Here is an 18347-nt window from a genome sequence, read left to right on the forward strand (position 1 = left end):
ATCCGATTCACTAACAATCGGGTTTTGGTTTTTTTATTTTTATTTTTTTTATCTTTTCCTGAAACGTTTGTGAAAAACACCTCGTCAAAGAGTGTGAATCAAGCAAAATGGAAATTTTGTTAATGAAAATGGAGGTATCCACAATGAATAAAACTTTCAAAATGTTAAGTGCTGCTCTGGTTACCGCTGTGGTGGCTACCAGCTCCATTTCAGCTTATGCCGCTACTCCTCAACTAACACAAACAAATCTTGTACAAACAAAACCAGCATCTAAACACGCTATTTATGTAAATGGTAAAATAGTCGATCAGAAGTTAAACGTATACGCAAATAAACAAAACGTACTAATGATTCCTTTACGTGCGATTTCTGATCAACTCGGCTATAAGGTTAGCTGGAATGCAGAAACGAAGAGAGCTGAACTGCAAAAAGGAGCGCAATGGACAGCAGTTGCGGTGGGGAAAGATCAATACAATGTAAATAAAATGTATGTGCAGCTAGGATCAGCTCCCGAGTCAAAAGCAGGAGTAACCTACGTGCCAGTTTCCTTCTTTGATAAAGTGCTTCATCAGCAAGTAGTTGTTGAGGATGACGGGACAATAAAAATTGGCGAACAAGAACAAGCTCAAGGGGTTACGAAAAAAGGCAGTATTACTAACATCTCTATTGACGAAAAGGATGCTTCTATTAAAGGAGCTATCATGGTGAATGGGTTTACAAACGGTGTTCGTTTAAACATCACCGACGAGACAAGCATCGTTAATCAGGATGGTAAAAAGCTGACCATTGCCGATTTGAAATTGGGTCAAGAAATTGAAGTTGAGCATGGTCTGGCTATGACTATGAGCATTCCGCCTATGACAAATGCAGTGAAAATCGTAGTAAATGATAAAATGGCTGCTCCTGAGGTTTTAGGAACGGCTGGTGAAGTCGTTGAAGCGAAAACATTAACAGATGGAACCATTCAGGTAGTGATTAAAGGAGAGAAGTTAAACGACCAATCCTTTGAGATGATTGCGCTAAATCTAGCAAAAGATACCCCGATTATCGATGCGAAGGATAATAGTCCATTAAAAGCAGAGGACTTGCGTAAAGGGGCAAAAGTCTATGGATTCTATGGTCCTATGACAACAAAGAGCCTACCAGCGATTGGACAGGCGATGAAAATCGTGGTTGAGCAGGAGTCTTTGATTCAGCCTAAATAAAAAGCTACAGCCTAAGTAGATAGCTACAGATGCATGGAGATGGTGGCTTGGGCTTGAATAGGGAGTGTATAAAAACGCTTGGACGGATGATCCAAGCGTTTTTTTATGCGGTGGAAAAACTAATATAATAGTTTAATGGTAAGCTTTACCTATATCCCTATGTTCGTTTGATATCCTCCCTCATAAAGCTCCTAGTAAATTGCTTCCCAACCAGCAGGAGTTACAAACAGACGAATCGCAATAATTTTCCGATCCTCCATTAAGGTAAAGTAATGACGATAGGAAGATGGAACAGAGATTAAATCGCCGGGGGATAGCTCCACATCAAAGTAGCGACCGTCTGTGCCTAAAATGGCAAAAATACCATGACCATCTACGCAAAAGCGGACTTCATCATCCGTGTGATGATGTTCTTTGACGAAGTTCTCTAATTTTTTATCTAACTCTGGTGTTTTGTCACTTAGGACAATGACGTCTGCAGTGGTGTAGTTGCGGCGTTCGCTAATATCTTGTATCTCTTTTTGGAAGGTATCTAAAATTTGCTGTTTTTCAGCATCAGTTGGCGCGTAATTATTTCGCAAAGCAGGATCTAATTGATCTACACCCCAATATTCATAAATAACATCCTGCGAGTTTAAAAAAGCCTGAACTGCCTCTCTATCCTCAATATATTCATTGGTATCGTGAAAACGTACTTTTGCCATGAAGAAGGACCTCCTTGTGTTGCAATATTATGAATTATTTGTTTAGTCGGACTGAATTAAATGGCAATACCGGACGCTTTTGCAGATAAATTACCTACTTGCAATAAGCGCAGTTGATATTCAAATAGAAATTCAAAAGCTTCTATATGTCTTTTTGCTTCAAAATCATTACGACCCCAGGCATATATTCCGTGGTTGCGGATTAACACGCCGGGTACATCAGGCTTGATCGCCTCTTTAATGGCCGCTGCTAAAGTGGGAATATCTGCATGGTTTTCCACAATCGGGACGTTAAGAAGAGCGTTTTCTTCCCAAATTCCTAGTCCTTTGATTAATTCCTGACCATGAATAGTAAAGCTTTGCTTTTGTGCATACAGCTCGGAAATCACATTGTTGGCGATCGTGTGCACATGAAAGCAAGCGCCAGCATCAGGAGTGCTTTGGTAGACAACAGCATGCACTAATGTTTCCGCAGAGGGCTTCAAATTGGTAGGCTCTACAGAATTGCAATCGCCGTCAACGATCAAATAATCTTCTGGAGATAGTTTGGTTTTATCTTTGCCACTGGCGGTCACAGCAAATTGTAAGGGCACATCGCTGATTTTAATAGAGAGGTTCCCGCTTGTGCCCGGAAACCAATCTCTTCTGGCAAACGTTAGCTTTATCTCATCTAATTTTTTAAAAGCGGCGGTACGCTGTTCAAGTGTTGTTGTCATAGCACAATCCCCTCCTGTTTGGCCCTAATGGCTTTAATAATTGAAATCACATCATAAAAAGTAGTAAATGGTTTATGTGATAAATTTTCTTCCTTACATTTTTCTAGCAGGAAGGAACGGGCAATGACAAAATCAGCAATTCGAGACCCTGCCAAGTCAGTGATACTATCCCCAATGACAACACGTGTATAGGCGGTAGCATCATAGCTTCTAATGATGGTAGTTTTACACATTCCACAATCTGTTTGGCAATGCTCATCGCAGGTATGCGGCCACGTAATTTTTATTCTCTCATTGCTAAAATCACTGCCATTGCAATAAATGGGGCCATCGAGCTGAAACGGAGCAAGAATCGGATGAACAAAAAAATCTATACCTCCGCTTGTAATGAGCAGAGTCACGTCTTCTTGCCGGCAATAATCCACAAACTCTGCAAAGCCGGGGCGAATGCGGGCATTCTCTACAGCAAATTGGGTGATTTCATGTTCGAGTGAAGAGGGGAGCAGGGAAAAAAGCTTTCCTACCCCTTCTCTAATGGTTATTTGTTGCGTTAAAATTTGTTCGGTTAACTCTTCCCAGCCTGGGGGATGAAAGTGGCGCATGATTGCCACAATATTGTCTTTTTCCGTAATTGTTCCATCGAAATCGCAAAAAAGCACAAGCTGTTTTGTCATGCAGAACCTCCCCATTTTTCTAGCGCGAGTCGGAGTTCATTAGAGTCGGAAGCTGCTGCTGTAAGACTGATTCCATTCACGGATGCATCAATAGCGGCACGGAACGCTCGACCGCCTGCAGTTGCTCCGAGCGGGTGTCCATGAATGCCGCCGCCTGCGTTAACAACCTGATCCAGACCAAAGTCAGCGTACAGCTGTGGAACCAATCCGGGATGAATACCTGCTGATGGAACGGGGAAGACAGGTTGTAAGGTGCCGTAATCCTCAACCAAATGATTCGCTAGCTGATTAGCCTCGCTCTTATCTAATGCCACATTTCCGTATGGAGAAGGGAATAACACGAAATCAGCCCCGGCTAAACGCAACAGATTACCGAGCAAGAGCGGAGCAGCTATGCCGTAATCAGGACTAGGATAATAGGCGCCAGCAAGTGCGGGGTGTGCCATGATTGGCACTTGAATGTCTGGATCTTCTGTCAGACGTTGCAGGAGATCTAAGCCAAAAGCAAGTGCATTGAACAAAAGGCAGGAAGCACCTGCATCGACAGCTTGCTTCGCCCGTTCAATAAGCTGCGAGTTAGGTCCTGTAAGGTTAGCGGCATACAAGACAGGCTTGCCGGTTTGTTCCGCAATTTCATCTGAGATGGCTTTGAAGCGTCTGATACGTTGGATAAATGGAGCTTTATCATCAGCAAAGAAAATTTCGTCATCTTTAATCAAATCAAGGCCGCCTTCTGCTTGGGCACGAAACTGCACTTCTAGTTCCTCTAATGACAAACCTGTGCATGACTTAAAAATACTCATTAATAAAGGACGATCATGCACTCTCGTTATTTCCCGTATCCCTTTTATGCCGAATTTTGGACCCTGAAAGCCTTGCAAAAAAGAAGGAGGAAGCTGAATGTCTACCAGCTTGATTTTTCCGTCCATTGATAGTTTGCCGAATACCCCAGTAAGAAGAGAAGGGATATCTTGTGTAAAGCATATTGTTGGATAACTGATTGTGATATAACCTCGTGTTTCACCTGATGAGGTGGATTCAAGAGGAGATACATCTGCTACCTCGCCTAAATAGGGGCGCAGCTGCTCCTGTTTTGCCAGAGGAAGGTCCGTCCATGAGCCTACTGTCATACCAACTGCAATACCTTCCGCTTTCTTTTGTAAATCCTTTGCTTGGGTTAAATAGGTTACGAGAATTCGATCTGTACTCATGGATGACCTCCTTATAGGTAGAGAATTTATCAACTAAAAAACGCCCCCTTCAAGAGAAGGAGGCGTCCGATAGACAGATCTTCTTCTCTTATCTCTCACATAAATCAATACAGCACGATTATGTGTAGGATTTAGCACCGTTTCGCATCGTTTATCCCGATGCGAGGGTTGCCGGGCATCATAGGGCCAGTCCCTCCGCCTTCTCTCAATAAGAGCTGGGTAATTGTTGTAATTGTCAAAATAGAAGCTGTTTCTTGGAGATCATCTTATCCCTTTTTGTAACAGGCGTCAACCCTTTTTATAAATAAAAACTGAGTTTAATAAATTGTTTGACATAACTGGCTTACCTGTGTATATTTCTACTAACGATTCATTTATGAGGCTTTAGCTGCGCAGGGCAGGAACCTGTGTTCACCTACAATTACATATACTTATGGATACCTTATCCAGAGACGGTGGAGGGACTGGCCCGATGAAACCCAGCAACCGACACATAGCCGCTAACCTGGCATGTGCACGGTGCTAATTCCTGCAGAGACATTTAAAATTCTGGTAGATAAGGGGGAACGTTTTATGAATATGGCATGTCAAAACGACCTCTTTTCTTCGGAAAAGAGGTTTTCTTTTTCTTTGGTAAGCAAAGCATGGTGTGAACAGATATGGGCAGAGCATAAGTATTGGGTCATGATGAGGTGTTACCAAAAATATAAGCAAATATCACAAGCATTCCGGGATCAATTAAAAACGTCTCGCGAAACAGGAGAACGCGATTGGAGTATATTTGCAGAACAGTTATTACATGAATTTCAGAAGATGCGAAAACTGCCTATTGAATCAACTAATGCCTGTAATGCCTTAAGTCATGCATTCGGTCATCTTCGCGGAAAACTTACTGAACAAGAAAGCGGCTCCTGGCATGTCTTATTGCAAAGGAACTGGGAGGAAGCCCATCGTATATTGTTTTTGCTTGCTATGGAATATGGTGACGATTATTTGTCGCGGTCGCGTATATTTTCACCGGAGGCACCTAGCAGTCATACATGGATTCGGTTTCGCGGCAAGGATTTTTTTATTGCAAAGGATTTGGGGCAGTGGAAGATTCTTGAGCCATCGGAAGTTTGGGAGCGGGTCGGCGTGTATCGAGTTAACCAATTAACCAAGTATCGCTTATTAGCCAATCTAGGAGGAATCGTCCATCCTCTGGCACATTACGATCAATACATCAACCGATACTAGAGTGATAAAAGGAGAGGAAAAGCGATGGGTTATCAAGCGTTATCGGTTCAAGAGTCCATTTTATACGTACAGAATCAGGGAACGATTTTTACACAAGATGCGTCTCTTGTTAGCCGAGAAATTGGTGATGGCAATTTAAATTTGGTTTTTAGAATAACGGATGAAGCGACCGGTAAAAGTGTCATTGTGAAGCAGGCCTTGCCTTATGCTCGCGTGGTTGGTGAATCATGGCCGTTAACGCTGGACCGATCTCGGATTGAAGCAGAAGCGCTCAAAATTCAGCGAGAGCTGGTAGGGGATTTAGTGCCTGAGGTATACCATCACAATTCGGAGCTGGCTTTGACGATTATGGAGGATGCAGGTGATCATAAGCTTCTTCGTACAGGCCTTATTGAGGGAGAGATATACCCGCATTTCGCTAAACATATTGGAACTTTTCTGGCTCATACCTTATTTTTTACCTCTGATCTTGGAATGAATCCTTTTGCTAAAAAGGCTAATGTGAGCAGGTTCATTAATCCAGAGCTATGTAAAATTACGGAAGACCTTGTATTTACTGATCCTTATGAGGACCATGAGACCAACAATTTTAATCCGCTTATCCGCCAAGACGTAGAAGCAATATGGGGAAACCACGCATTACGTCGAGAAATTGCTAAGCTGAAATACGGCTTTTTGACACGAGCAGAAGCTTTGTTGCATGGTGATCTGCATACAGGCAGTATTTTTGTCACCCAAACGAGTACAAAGGTGATTGATCCTGAGTTCGCTTTTTATGGGCCAATAGGTTTTGACATTGGGGCTGTCATCGCTAATCTTGTCTTAAATTATGCAGGTCAGCACGGCCTACAAGCGGACATAAAGAAACGGGAGAAGTATCGTTTTTATTTATTGGATACGATAGAAAACGTCTGGAATGAGTTTGTATCGCAATTCGTTCGTCTGTGGCACAAAAAAGCGAAGGAGCGCAGTGCGCATGTTCCGGATTTTTGGCAGGATTATGTTTCTCAGGTCTTACAGGATACGGCGGGATACGCTGGGTGCAAAATCCTAAGACGCGTGATTGGACTGGCGGGTGTAGCTGATTTAAATAGAATTGAACAGGAGGAGCTTCGAGCAGAAGCCGAAAGACTTGCATTAGAGATCGGCCAATCCTTCATTCTCAATCGTAAGCATTTTGCAGAAATTACAGATATAACGGCGATCGTGCGAGAGATTACGGTTGAACGGGAGCAGGTCTTACAAAAGTAAAGAGGCAATAAAACAGAGTCATCTGCTGTCCTGCTAAACAGGGCAAGCAGGTGATTTTTGTTTTTTAGAGAATTATTGTTCAATCTATTGGATCAAACAGGGACAAAAAAAGGGGGAGAAGCATGATAAGTATCGTCATATCGCCTGATTTGGAACTAAAGGAAGTCCGCATTGAGGATGCAGCAGTCACCTTTGCTTTAATAGAAAAAAATCGAGATTATTTACGTGAGTTTTTGCCATGGCTGGATAATGTGCGAGATGTGGAGGATTCGGAAAATAATATTCGTTTTGCCATTCAACAGGCAGCAAATATGCAGGGAACTCATTATTCGATTTGGTATCGAGGCCAACTTGCAGGAAGAGTTGCCGCCAATTTTATCGAATGGAATCATCGTAAAACGGTAATTGGATACTGGCTGGGGGCTGAATTTCAGGGGAAGGGGATCATGACGCTAGCAGTTGAGGCATATCTTGATTACTTGGTATTTGGGAAGTGGAATTTACATCGGGCAGAAATTGCAGCCGCTGTACAAAACGAGAAAAGTCGTGCTATCCCTGAGCGGCTTGGGTTTCAATTAGAAGGAATTATTAGAGGAAATGAATGGCTGTACGATCATTACGTGGATCATGCTGTATATGGAATGCTACAGCAGGAATGGAGCAGCGAAAAATAGAGAGGGAAGCTAGAAGTCCCATTTTATAATTGACTGAATTTTGGGATTAGAAAGAGAGAAGGTGTTGGAAAGTGGGTTCATTTCGGCAATTAGCATGGTTTTTTCGAAGGCATTGGAAGCGATATGCTTTTGCCATTAGTGTACTGATTATTATTGATATCTTATTGCTATTGCCACCGCGCGTTATCGGCAGTTTAGTCGACGAGATTCGCAATGGACTACTCACCCAAACAGGATTACTAACTACGGTTGGGATACTCGTAGGGATCGGAATTTTGTTATATGCACTGCGGTATTTGTGGCGGTTTTTATTATTTGGGGGTTCACTCACGCTAGAAAAGACCCTGCGAAATCGCTTCTTTCGGCATTTAAATCAAATGTCACCCAGCTTTTTTGGGCGTCATCGAACAGGCGACTTAATGGCAATTGCTACGAATGATATTCCAGCAATCGAAACAACAGCCAGTATAGGGGTGCTGACGCTGGTTGATTCCATCTGCATGACCTTGCTGACACTTGGAATCATGCTGTTTGCGGTAGATTGGAAGCTAACACTCGCAGCCCTGCTGCCCATGCCGTTCTTGGCTTGGTCTACCGCTTATTACGGTAAATTGTTGCATGAGCGCTATTATCAAGCACAAGAAGCGTTTGGAAAAATGAACGATCATGTGCAGCAGTCGATCTCTGGTGTACGCGTTCTGCGTTCTTTTGTGCAGGAAGAAAAGGATGTAGAAGCATTTCAGGCTGTTAGCGAGGATGCCTTAAAGAAGAATGTTCATGTAGCAAAAATTGACGCGTTGTTTGAGCCTACTGTGTCTATCATTATTAGCTTTAGTTTTTTAATTGCCCTAGGCTACGGTTCTATATTGGTGATTAGCAGTCAGATATCATTAGGGGAGCTAGTGGCTTTTCAGCTTTATCTTGGATTACTGATTTGGCCTATGTTCGCATTTGGATATTTAATGAATGTTTTACAACGGGGGAGTGCATCGCTTAAACGTTTGTACGAGCTATTGGATGAGCCTTCTGATGTAGTGAATATAGCGGATGCTGTTACAGATGTGCCTGTTGGTCCGATAGAGATGCGGGATTGCTCCTTTACTTATCCGAAAGCACATCGACCGGCATTGCAACATATTTCCTTCAGGCTAAACAGCGGGGAGACGCTTGGGATTGTTGGGAAAACAGGAAGCGGTAAATCGACCTTGTGTAAAATCCTGCTGCATCAATATCCGGTTGAATCAAAGCAAATATTTTTCTCTGGCATTCCTATCGAACAAATCGCTTTGCATACACTGCGTAAAAAAATCGCCTACGTTCCGCAGGAGCATATGCTATTTTCTCGCACGGTCAAAGACAATGTAGCGTTTGGCGTGACACAGGCCAATGACGTTGATGTGGAGCAAGTGCTTCGCCAAGTGGAGATGCTCACTGATTTACAGCACCTATCACATGGTTTAAAAACAGTCATTGGCGAGAAAGGAGTTATGTTATCCGGTGGTCAAAAGCAGCGAATTTCTATTGCTCGTGCCCTATTAACTGAGGCGGAAGTGTTGATATTAGACGATTCCTTATCAGCCGTAGATGCCAGAACGGAAGAGAAAATCATTCGACATTTACGTGAAGCACGTTTGGGAAAAACCACGATTATTACGGCCCACCGCTTGTCTGCTGTTGCGCATGCTCAGCATATTCTTGTGTTAGATGAAGGGCAGGTTGTAGAAGAAGGTACCCATAGCGAGCTAATGGCCAAAAACGGTTGGTACGCTCAGCAATATCGCCGTCAGCAGATGGAAGAGCAGGTGTCTGGAGCGGAAGGAGGGATTGTGGAGTGATTCATACTACTGCCGAAGTCAAACAAGGGGTATCGAAGCGATTAATCTATTATGCAAAGCCTTTTCAAAGCAAAATCATTGTCGCACTGTTGCTGTTAATCGTAGGAACAGCGGCCGATCTAGCGGGGCCGTTGATAGCCAAGCTGGCGATAGATAACCATATTTTAAGCATCCAGAAAAATTGGTATTTGGTAAAACAGGATGATTCCTCCCAAGATTCAGCAAATTCTTTCGAGAAGAGCGTGACCCTGCCCTTGCCAGCTATGCAGGCCTCTGGATTGGTTCGAGAAGACTGGAGGTATGAAGGAACGGATATTGGGAAGTACCAGCCAGCACAAATTCTTGCTCAGGATAAAGAATATTATGTAGTATCGCCTCCAGTATCTACTGAAGGAAAGCGAACTTTTTCGTTAGTTTCCCCCGCCCAATCGGAACGGAAATTGTTCCGCATTCAGGTGGAGAACAAAGGCAAAATAGATCAAACCACAGGCTATCTGTTGACGCCTGAGGAGGTAAAAAGTCTTTATACGTACGATTACATTCCTTTGTTCGGCTTGTTAGGCGGCTACGCAGGCTTAATTTTTCTGTCAGCAGGCTTGCATTATATTCAGTTACTTAGCTTGCAAACGATTGCGCAACGTATCATACAGCGGATGCGTATTGATGTATTCACTCATTTACAGAAGCTACCGATCTCCTTTTTTGACAAAACACCTGTAGGTACTATGGTTTCTCGAATTACAAATGATACGGAGGCAGTGCGTGAGCTTTATGTGAGCGTTATGGCCAGCTTTGTGCAGAATGGTGTATTTGTGGTTGGTATCCTGCTCGCCTTATTTATATTGGAGCCGACATTAGCTTGGGCCTGCATCGTATTTGTTCCTATTTTGCTACTCTTAATTAAAATCTATCGGCAATACTCTTCAAAATTATTTATTATCATTCGTTCCAAGCTAAGTGAACTAAATGGGATGCTAAACGAAATGATCCATAATATGCCTATCGTGCAGGCTTACCGAAAAGAGGAAGAGATTCAGGCTGAATTTGCCAACATCAATCAGGCCTATTTTATAGGAAGGAAGAAAGAAAATCACTACGAGGCATTGCTGCTGCGCCCGGCTGTCGATCTGCTAGAGAAGATCATGCTGACCCTGGTCATTTGGTATTTTGGCGCTGCTTCTTTAACAGGAGTTATTTCATTCGGGGTTTTATATGCATTTGTTGATTATGTTACCAGATTCTTTGAACCAATTAATATGGTGATGGAGCGCATGGCCCATTTACAGCAGGCATCTGTTTCGGCGGGACGTGTATTTGAAATCATGGATACAAAAGCAATAGAAGAGACGAGCAAAAAACAGATAGAGCGGCCAAAGGGCGAAGTTGTATTTGATCATGTATGGTTTGCTTATCATGACGATCAATATATTTTGAAGGATATTTCCTTCCGTGCCGAACCAGGTCAGACGATCGCATTAGTAGGGCATACGGGTTCGGGGAAGAGCTCGCTCATGAATGTATTGTTAAAGTTTTATGAGTACCAGAAGGGGAGAATTACAATTGATGGGATCGATTTACAAGCTATTCGTTCCAGCTCACTCCGTCAACATATAGGAATGGTATTGCAGGACCCGTTTCTTTTTACCGGGGATGTAGCATTTAACATTCGACTCTATGCAGATACTATTAATGAGGAAAAGGTGCGAGAAGCGGCAAAAGCGGTACATGCCGATGAATTTATTGCTCAATTAGAAAAAGGCTATCATGAAGAAGTCGTGGAACGCGGCGCGACCTTATCATCTGGACAACGTCAATTGATCTCCTTTGCCCGAGCGTTAGCAGCAAATCCAGCCATTCTTGTCTTGGATGAAGCAACAGCTAGTATTGATAGTGAAACAGAATCGGCGATACAGGATGCTTTAAAGATTCTAGCGCAAGGAAGAACAACCTTTATCATTGCTCATAGACTGTCAACCATTCAGGATGCGGATGTTATATTGGTGTTGTCGCAGGGAGAGATTGTTGAGCAGGGGAACCATGAGGAGTTAATGGAGAAGCAGGGCATCTACTATAAGATGTATCAGCTTCAGCAGGGAAAGCCGCTAAAGCAAATTGAGAAAAAGTAGAGGGTTGTGGAAGAGTAGGGATACGGTGTATGATCTTCTAATGGAAAGGAGATCGCATACATGAAATCTTCGCGCTTTACTTTTACAACATTGCTCGTAGTGGTCTTTATTGCTGGTATTACTCAGGGATTGACGCTTCCTTTGCTAGCTATCTTGTTAGAGGAACGCGGCATTTCTGCTGTTTCTAACGGTTTGAATGCTGCTGCCCTCTATGTCGGAATGTTCATTATGTCGCCATTGATGGAAATCTTTTTACGCAAATGGGGTTATCGGACATGTCTATTTATAGGGCTTGTTCTGGTGACATTCTCCACTTTGTTACTTCCATTGTTTACATCGCTTAGTGTATGGTTTGTCCTCCGCTTGATAATGGGAATGGGCGATTCTGCTCTGCATTATACCAGCCAGATCTGGGTGACGGCAACATCTACACCGGAGCGACGTGGGCGTGATCTTTCGCTATACGGTCTTTCTTATGGAGCTGGTTTTAGCGTAGGACCTTTAGCCATTAATTTAATGCCGTTTGGCTTGTGGGCACCTTTTATGGCGCTTGTTGCGTGTAATCTGGTGGCTTTCTTCATGCTGTTGCAAATTCGTAACGCCTACCCACCTGAAGTAAAAGCAAACGGTGGGAAAAAGGTAGTTAAATCAAGAGAAAAATACAAGATGGTCATCCAAATGACATGGCTGGCTTTGATTCCAGCTTTCCTATACGGTTTTATGGAAACAACGCTAAACGGCAGCTTTCCGATTGCGGCCCTACGTACGGGAATTTCGGCAGAATCGGTTTCCATTATTTTGCCATCCTTTGTAGTAGGTAGTTTATTCCTGCAGTTGCCACTTGGAACCTTAAGTGACAGAGTAGGACGCAAAAAAGTCATGATGTGCTGTGCCGTAATTGGTTGCATCGCGTTTATGCTGTTCCCGTTGGCAACATCCTCTGTACCGCTAATGATGCTGTTATTAGCTTCTGCAGGAGCAGCGGTGGGTTCATTCTACTCGCTAGGATTAGCTTATTGTGCTGATATCCTGCCACAAGGCTTAATTCCGATTGCGGGAATTATTGCAAGCATGAATTTTAGCGTAGCAAGTATTATTACACCTAGTGTTAATGGATTCTTAATTAATTACATTTCTCCAACCTCAATCTTTGTGGCGATGGGTGTTATGTTTATCGTTTTCTTCTTGGCAGCTATTTTCTTCCGACCAGAGAAAGCGCGGACTACATCGGTTCAAGAGTTTGAAGGAGTGGAAATGAAATAGGATAAACGAGACCTGGCTATGACAGCTAGGTCTTTTTTCTTTTCCAAAATTGTCCTTGACGCATGTAAAAAAGAATTATACTATGATTGTAATCATTATTAAAAAGTTTGCCTTATTCAATTATATTCACCTATGGAAAAATGCATAAAGCCGCATGAACGCTGTTACCTTCGGGTAGCAGCTTCGTTTGTTTTTAGGGGAATTTTAAGTATGATTCTCTTTCTCAACAAAGTAAATTTCAAACCAAAAAAGAAAGAAGGGTGATTGGGATGTTACAAAAAGGAATGATGATTCTGTCAGGTGTGTGTGTTCTGATTAGTTGGCTATGGGGCAGCATCGCGGGGATTGATCCTGCTTGGATTGCTATTGTGGTATGTGGGGTACCCATTGCCATTACAGCGGGTAAGGAATTATGGGAACAACGGCGTTTGAATAGCGACGTGCTGGTCACGATTGCAATCATCGCGGCTGCCTGTATTGGGGAGCTACTAGCTGCGGCTGAAGTAGCCTTTATTATGATGATTGGAATGTGGCTAGAAGAGAAAACAGTGGCCAAAGCCACTTCGGCTTTAAAGGAAATGGTAGAAATGACTCCTGAACAAGCCAGGGTCATGCGAGGGGGACAGTGGATTGAGGCAAAAGCAGCTTCAGTGCTAGTAGGTGAGCTGGTTCTGGTAAAACCGGGTGAGAAGATACCAGTAGATGGAATTGTAGTAGCTGGTCAGGCTGCGATTGATCAGGCAATTTTAACAGGAGAGTCCTTGCCTGTTGAGAAGCGGCAAGGGGATGAAGTATTCGTAGGCACTGCCAACACAAATGGATCCCTAGAAATTCAAACCACTCGTGTTGGTGAAGAAACAGCATTTGCTAAGGTAACGAGATTGGTAGAGGAGGCAATGGAGAAGAGGGCACCTGTACAACGTTTGCTGGATAAATGGGCGGTATGGATCGTCGGGGCTAGCTTATTATTGGCTATTCTTGTGTATCTTGTTACAAACGATATGGTGCGTTCTGTGACCGTTTTAATCGTCTTTTGTCCCTGTGCCTTGGTATTGGCTACTCCGACTGCGATTATGGCAGGGATCGGAAACGCAGCAAAAAACGGGATTTTAATTAAAAGCGGTGTAGCACTGGAGCAGTTAGGCTCAATTAATACGGTTTTATTTGATAAAACAGGTACGTTAACAAAAGGAGCATTGTCCGTTGCCGGGATTGCCCACGCGGAGAATAGTGCCCAAGAGGTGATGCGTTGGGCGGCGGCCTTGGAACAGCATTCGGAACATCCTATTGCTACAGCTATTTTACATCAAGCTAAAACATGGGAATTAGAACTTCCTGCCGTAGAATCCTTCATCATGCATGCTGGCAGCGGAATTGAGGGGATTGTTGAGGGTAAGCGCATCTATGTGGGGAATCCATTCTTTATTAAGGGACTCGGAATAGGTCTTGAGCAGGTGCAAGGCTTGCTTACTACGAAAGAAAAGGAAGGAAAGACGAATGTTCTTATTGCTTCCGAGCACAAGCTGCTAGGACTCATTTCAGTATCAGATCAGCTTCGACCTGAAGCTAGGGAAACGGTTGAAACATTAACAGAGGCAGGTGTTGAGGTAGCGGTCGTTACTGGAGATAACAAGGGTGCGGCGCGATTTATGGCGGAGCAACTGGGAATTACACAGGTGTATGCGGAACAAATGCCGGACATGAAATATATACAGGTAGAGCGCCAGCTTAAAGCGGGTCGCAAGGTAGCGATGATTGGTGATGGAATTAATGATGCCCCAGCGCTAACACTAGCGGATGTAGGGATTTCGATGGGCGTGCACGGTACCCAAATTGCTGCGCAAGCGTCTGATGTGGTATTAATGTCAAATGATCTGCGTAAAATTGCCGATGTCATGCGTTTGGGTCAAAAGGCAGTACAAGTGATCCGGGAAAATCTAATCATTTCTACAGCGATTAACAGCGCTGCTATCCTCCTTGCTTTATTAGGCGTATTGGGCCCTGTATTTGGTGCGTTCGTTCACAATATTACTTCGGTACTAGTGGTAGTAAACTCTGCCAGACTAATCGGTTTTTTATCTACACCTAAAAATTCGCATCCATCTTCTCCGCATCATGGAGCACATTCATCAGCCGGGTATCCTGCTGATCCAGGAAAGCTTCAATCTGTAAATAAATTTGTCTGATTGAAAAAGAGCAGATGGAAGCTGTACAAGGGATAATGCTACGCTCAGGTTATCCCTTGCAGTCAACATCTGCTTGCTTATTATCAATGAACTTTGCTTCCCTCATCCAGCAATTGACTAACAGTAACAAACTTATATCCTTTCGAACGCAAATCAGTAATGAGCTCCTGCAGGGCTTTTAAGGTTTGCTTTTGATTCATCCCGCCGTCGTGGAAGAGGATGATATCCCCTCGGGAGGTATGCTTTTTAACACTGTTCACAATAACAGATGAGGTGCGGGCTAAGGACCAGTCCCGCGGATCAACCGACCAATAGATGATATCATAACCTGACAATTGCACAGCATTCATCACATCAGTGGTAATCACCCCCCCTGGCGGACGATAGTATTGGGGAAGGACGCCTGTAGCCTTGTAGATGGATTTTTCAGCTTGTTTAATTTCATCATAGATCTCCTGCTCGGTTAGTTTGTTTAGATCGTAATGATGATACCCGTGATTTCCGATTTCATGTCCAGCTTTTTTTATCCATTGCATAATGACAGGATATTTATCAGACTGGGATCCCAAGACAAAGAAGGTGCCAAGAATACCGTTCTTATGCAGCGTTTCTAGAATGCGAGGTGTATAGATTGGATCTGGACCATCGTCAAAGGTTAAAGCAACTACTTTTTTTTGCGTTTCAATTCGGTGGATAGGCTCATAGACCATTCGATTGGCAAAAAGACCGACAGAACCTGATGCAGTTACTCCTAACCATGCTAAACCTATGAGGGCAAGGCAGCATGTAAAGCTTCTTGCCAATCGTTTTTTCACGGTAAATTCTCCCCTTTCTTCAGTCATTTACTTCCTTAGGTTGACCGAACAGGGATAAGAACATGCTGGAAGAAAAGCGCAAAGTTTGTCGGATATGATATCATGGAGGGAAAACGTTAAGGGTGAGAGGAGTGACAAGACGTTGGAAAAAAGCGGCTTGCTGCATGGACTTGCACATACCTATCAAGGAAAAGAACAACCTGTCGATTATTATCTTCATATAGATGAGGAAAAAATAAGCCTGAATGAGTGGATTGGGCAACAAATATCGATTCAGTATGATGGACAAAAAAATTGTATTGCTTGTGGACGCAAAACCAATAAAACCTTTAATAGCGGTTACTGTTATCCTTGTTTTACTAAATTACCAGAGAACGATCTTTGTATTGTCAAACCTCATGAATGTCATTTTGACCAAGGAACCTGTAGAGATGAGAGCTTTGGAGAATCGCATTGCATGATTCCGCATTATGTATATCTGGCGCTCTCTAGCGATGTCAAGGTTGGACTTACCCGTAAGAACAATGAATTAAAACGTTGGGTAGATCAAGGAGCCATTCGTGCTATACCGATTGCAGAGCTCCCAACACGTCGAATGGCAGGGGAGCTTGAGGTGCATCTCAGCCAATTCATGCCGGACAAAACCAACTGGCGCAAAATGTTAAAAGGTGAAGTAAAAGAAGCCGATCTAATTCAACTTCGGGAAGAAGCTTATGAGAAATTTCCTGAAGAGTTTAAGCCATTCCAATTGCGTGAAGACGAGTGGATCGATATTACCTATCCAATCCTAGAAACCTTATCCAAAATTAATTCTTTATCCTTGGACAAGCTGGAATGTGTTTCTGGAAAGTTGCTTGGTGTAAAAGGTCAATATTTAATTATGGATATTGGAGTTTTCCAGGTACGAAAGCATGCCGGCTATCAAGTAACAGTGAAAACTGGATAAACCAAAGCAACGGCAAAAACCATGGTCGCAAAGGATCATGGTTTTTTTGCTGTGTAAAGGCCATTTCTACTCCGGTCTGCTGTTTATAACGTTTGCTGGAATAACTCACAGGATGTAAGGCCTGTCCAATGGATATTGTGAAATGGAGACTCATATACTTTTTGAAAAAGGCAAGAGGTGTTTTCTAATGGACAAATTCTATCGTGATACGTGGGTAGAGGTCAATTTGGACGATATACGGACTAATATACGGGCTTTTCGACAGCATATTCCTGAAAAAACGCAAATCATGGCAGTAGTGAAAGCAGACGCATACGGACATGGTTCCGTAGCAGTGGCAAGAGAAGCCCTTGCGGCAGGTGCTACTGCTCTAGCCGTTGCTTTTTTAGATGAAGGCATTGTTCTCAGAAAGGCAGGCATCACGTGTCCCATATTAATCTTAGGCTATACACCTATAAGGGCAGTGGAAAAAGCATTTGAATGGAACATCTCATGCACTGTGTTTCAACCGAATTGGATAAAAAAAGCGGAAAAAATCTTAGGCAGGAAGCAGAGAAGGAAGAAAACCAATAATCATGGAGGTAAACATGCAGATAACAATGAAGACAAATCAGAAGCAAAGAATGATCAAGATAAGAAGGAGATAGCCACACAGGAGAGTAAACGCTTGTCTGTACATATCAACATCGACACAGGTATGGGACGGATTGGTGTAAGGACAAAAAAAGTACTTCTTTCTGTGGCGAAAGGTGTGTATAAAAGTGATGTGTTTCAATGGGATGGCATCTATACTCATTTTGCCACGGCGGATTCACAGGAAGTCACCTATTTGAATCAGCAATTCGAAAGATTTCAGGACTATTTAGAATTTTTGGGAAAAAAAGGGTTTGAACTACCTGCTATTCACTGCTGCAATACCGCGGCTGCGATGACTCATCCTGAGTGGGGATTTGATTATATTCGACTAGGAATTGGAATGTACGGATTATATCCATCTGTCTATATAAAATCATTACATATACTTAATCTAAAACCTGCTCTCCAAGTAAAAACCCGTATTTCAAATGTGAAGTTTATGCAAAAACCGTTTGGCATAAGCTATGGTATTACCTATATCGCTTCACCAGGCGAACAGATCATTACTCTCCCGATCGGTTATGGAGACGGTTTTTCACGTTTGCTTTCAAATAAGGGAAGCGTCCTTTTACAAGGAAAGCGATTTAGCGTGGTAGGCAGGGTAACGATGGATCAATGTATGGTAAGTGTCAATAAAATCAAGGCAAAAGTAGGAGATGAGGTCGTTATTTACGGTCGATCCGGCAAGGAAGAAATCACGCTTGAAGAGGTAGCCGAACTAATAGGAACGATTAATTACGAGGTTGCCTGCATGCTTAATTATCGATTACCGCGTGTATACACCAAACAAAATAAAGTCGTCTGTGTCCGTAATTTATTAGCATCAATCAATCCGAAGCCAGGAAAACATATGAAAAAGTAACAGAGCC

General features: G+C 43.0%; 15 protein-coding genes and 2 riboswitches. Of the genes, 10 read left to right on the forward strand and 5 right to left on the reverse strand.

Going from position 1 to position 18347, the window contains the following annotated elements:
• Positions 1–143 precede the first annotated feature (143 nt).
• Entirely contained in the window at positions 144–1205 is a 1062-nt protein-coding gene (locus QZ995_RS11170) for a copper amine oxidase N-terminal domain-containing protein (RefSeq protein WP_301806690.1), read from the forward strand.
• Positions 1206–1396: 191 nt separating this feature from the next.
• On the opposite strand, the gene QZ995_RS11175 is transcribed toward QZ995_RS11170, so the two are convergent.
• The 4 genes from QZ995_RS11175 to QZ995_RS11190 are packed head-to-tail and all read right to left on the reverse strand — an operon-like array spanning position 1397 to position 4510.
• Positions 1397–1909, reverse strand: coding sequence for a cupin domain-containing protein (locus QZ995_RS11175; RefSeq protein WP_031411594.1), 513 nt, complete (start codon positions 1907–1909; stop codon positions 1397–1399).
• 56 nt (positions 1910–1965) lie between these two features.
• Positions 1966–2625 (reverse strand): methylthioribulose 1-phosphate dehydratase, encoded by a 660-nt coding sequence (locus QZ995_RS11180; protein WP_301806691.1) that lies wholly within the window; start codon positions 2623–2625, stop codon positions 1966–1968.
• Positions 2622–3299 carry a 2-hydroxy-3-keto-5-methylthiopentenyl-1-phosphate phosphatase gene (locus QZ995_RS11185; RefSeq protein WP_301806693.1) on the reverse strand — a complete coding sequence of 226 codons (678 nt, stop codon included), beginning with the start codon at positions 3297–3299 and terminating at the stop codon, positions 2622–2624. Before QZ995_RS11185 ends, QZ995_RS11180 begins: the two co-directional genes overlap by 4 nt.
• On the reverse strand, positions 3296–4510 hold the full coding sequence (locus tag QZ995_RS11190; protein WP_301806694.1) for a 2,3-diketo-5-methylthiopentyl-1-phosphate enolase: 1215 nt from the start codon (positions 4508–4510) through the stop codon (positions 3296–3298). Before QZ995_RS11190 ends, QZ995_RS11185 begins: the two co-directional genes overlap by 4 nt.
• A gap of 85 nt (positions 4511–4595) precedes the next feature.
• Positions 4596–4725, reverse strand: a riboswitch (SAM riboswitch).
• A 224-nt stretch (positions 4726–4949) separates the two neighbouring features.
• Positions 4950–5073, forward strand: a riboswitch (SAM riboswitch).
• 10 nt (positions 5074–5083) lie between these two features.
• On the opposite strand from QZ995_RS11190, the gene QZ995_RS11195 reads away from it, so the two are divergent.
• The 7 genes from QZ995_RS11195 to QZ995_RS11225 all read left to right on the forward strand — a co-directional run bounded on the left by QZ995_RS11195 (position 5084) and on the right by QZ995_RS11225 (position 15081).
• A complete protein-coding gene (locus QZ995_RS11195; RefSeq protein ID WP_301806696.1) occupies positions 5084–5746 on the forward strand; it encodes a DUF1722 domain-containing protein in 663 nt (220 codons plus the stop codon).
• 24 nt (positions 5747–5770) lie between these two features.
• A complete protein-coding gene (mtnK, locus tag QZ995_RS11200) occupies positions 5771–6997 on the forward strand; it encodes an S-methyl-5-thioribose kinase (RefSeq protein WP_301806697.1) in 1227 nt (408 codons plus the stop codon).
• A 122-nt stretch (positions 6998–7119) separates the two neighbouring features.
• Complete coding sequence (locus tag QZ995_RS11205) at positions 7120–7671, forward strand: GNAT family N-acetyltransferase (RefSeq protein ID WP_301806699.1); 552 nt, start codon at positions 7120–7122, stop codon at positions 7669–7671.
• A gap of 71 nt (positions 7672–7742) precedes the next feature.
• Complete coding sequence (locus tag QZ995_RS11210; protein ID WP_301806701.1) at positions 7743–9506, forward strand: ABC transporter ATP-binding protein; 1764 nt, start codon at positions 7743–7745, stop codon at positions 9504–9506.
• Positions 9503–11632, forward strand: a complete 2130-nt coding sequence (locus QZ995_RS11215; RefSeq protein ID WP_301806703.1) for an ABC transporter ATP-binding protein — start codon at positions 9503–9505, stop codon at positions 11630–11632. The genes QZ995_RS11210 and QZ995_RS11215 overlap by 4 nt, the downstream gene beginning before the upstream one ends.
• A gap of 60 nt (positions 11633–11692) precedes the next feature.
• The gene (locus tag QZ995_RS11220) at positions 11693–12895 is read left to right on the forward strand and encodes an MFS transporter (protein ID WP_301806704.1); all 1203 of its coding nucleotides are present in this window, start codon (positions 11693–11695) and stop codon (positions 12893–12895) included.
• 269 nt (positions 12896–13164) lie between these two features.
• Entirely contained in the window at positions 13165–15081 is a 1917-nt protein-coding gene (locus QZ995_RS11225; protein WP_301806705.1) for a heavy metal translocating P-type ATPase, read from the forward strand.
• 83 nt (positions 15082–15164) lie between these two features.
• On the opposite strand, the gene QZ995_RS11230 is transcribed toward QZ995_RS11225, so the two are convergent.
• A complete protein-coding gene (locus QZ995_RS11230) occupies positions 15165–15896 on the reverse strand; it encodes a polysaccharide deacetylase family protein (RefSeq protein ID WP_301806707.1) in 732 nt (243 codons plus the stop codon).
• 142 nt (positions 15897–16038) lie between these two features.
• On the opposite strand from QZ995_RS11230, the gene QZ995_RS11235 reads away from it, so the two are divergent.
• Together QZ995_RS11235 and alr are read left to right on the forward strand one after the other, a co-directional pair.
• Positions 16039–16842 carry a DUF2797 domain-containing protein gene (locus QZ995_RS11235; protein ID WP_301806708.1) on the forward strand — a complete coding sequence of 268 codons (804 nt, stop codon included), beginning with the start codon at positions 16039–16041 and terminating at the stop codon, positions 16840–16842.
• A 187-nt stretch (positions 16843–17029) separates the two neighbouring features.
• Complete coding sequence (alr, locus tag QZ995_RS11240) at positions 17030–18340, forward strand: alanine racemase (RefSeq protein WP_301806711.1); 1311 nt, start codon at positions 17030–17032, stop codon at positions 18338–18340.
• The last annotated feature ends 7 nt before the right edge of the window (positions 18341–18347 follow it).

The sequence above is a fragment of the Brevibacillus laterosporus genome (assembly GCF_030489605.1).
Taxonomy (GTDB): domain Bacteria; phylum Bacillota; class Bacilli; order Brevibacillales; family Brevibacillaceae; genus Brevibacillus_B; species Brevibacillus_B laterosporus_E.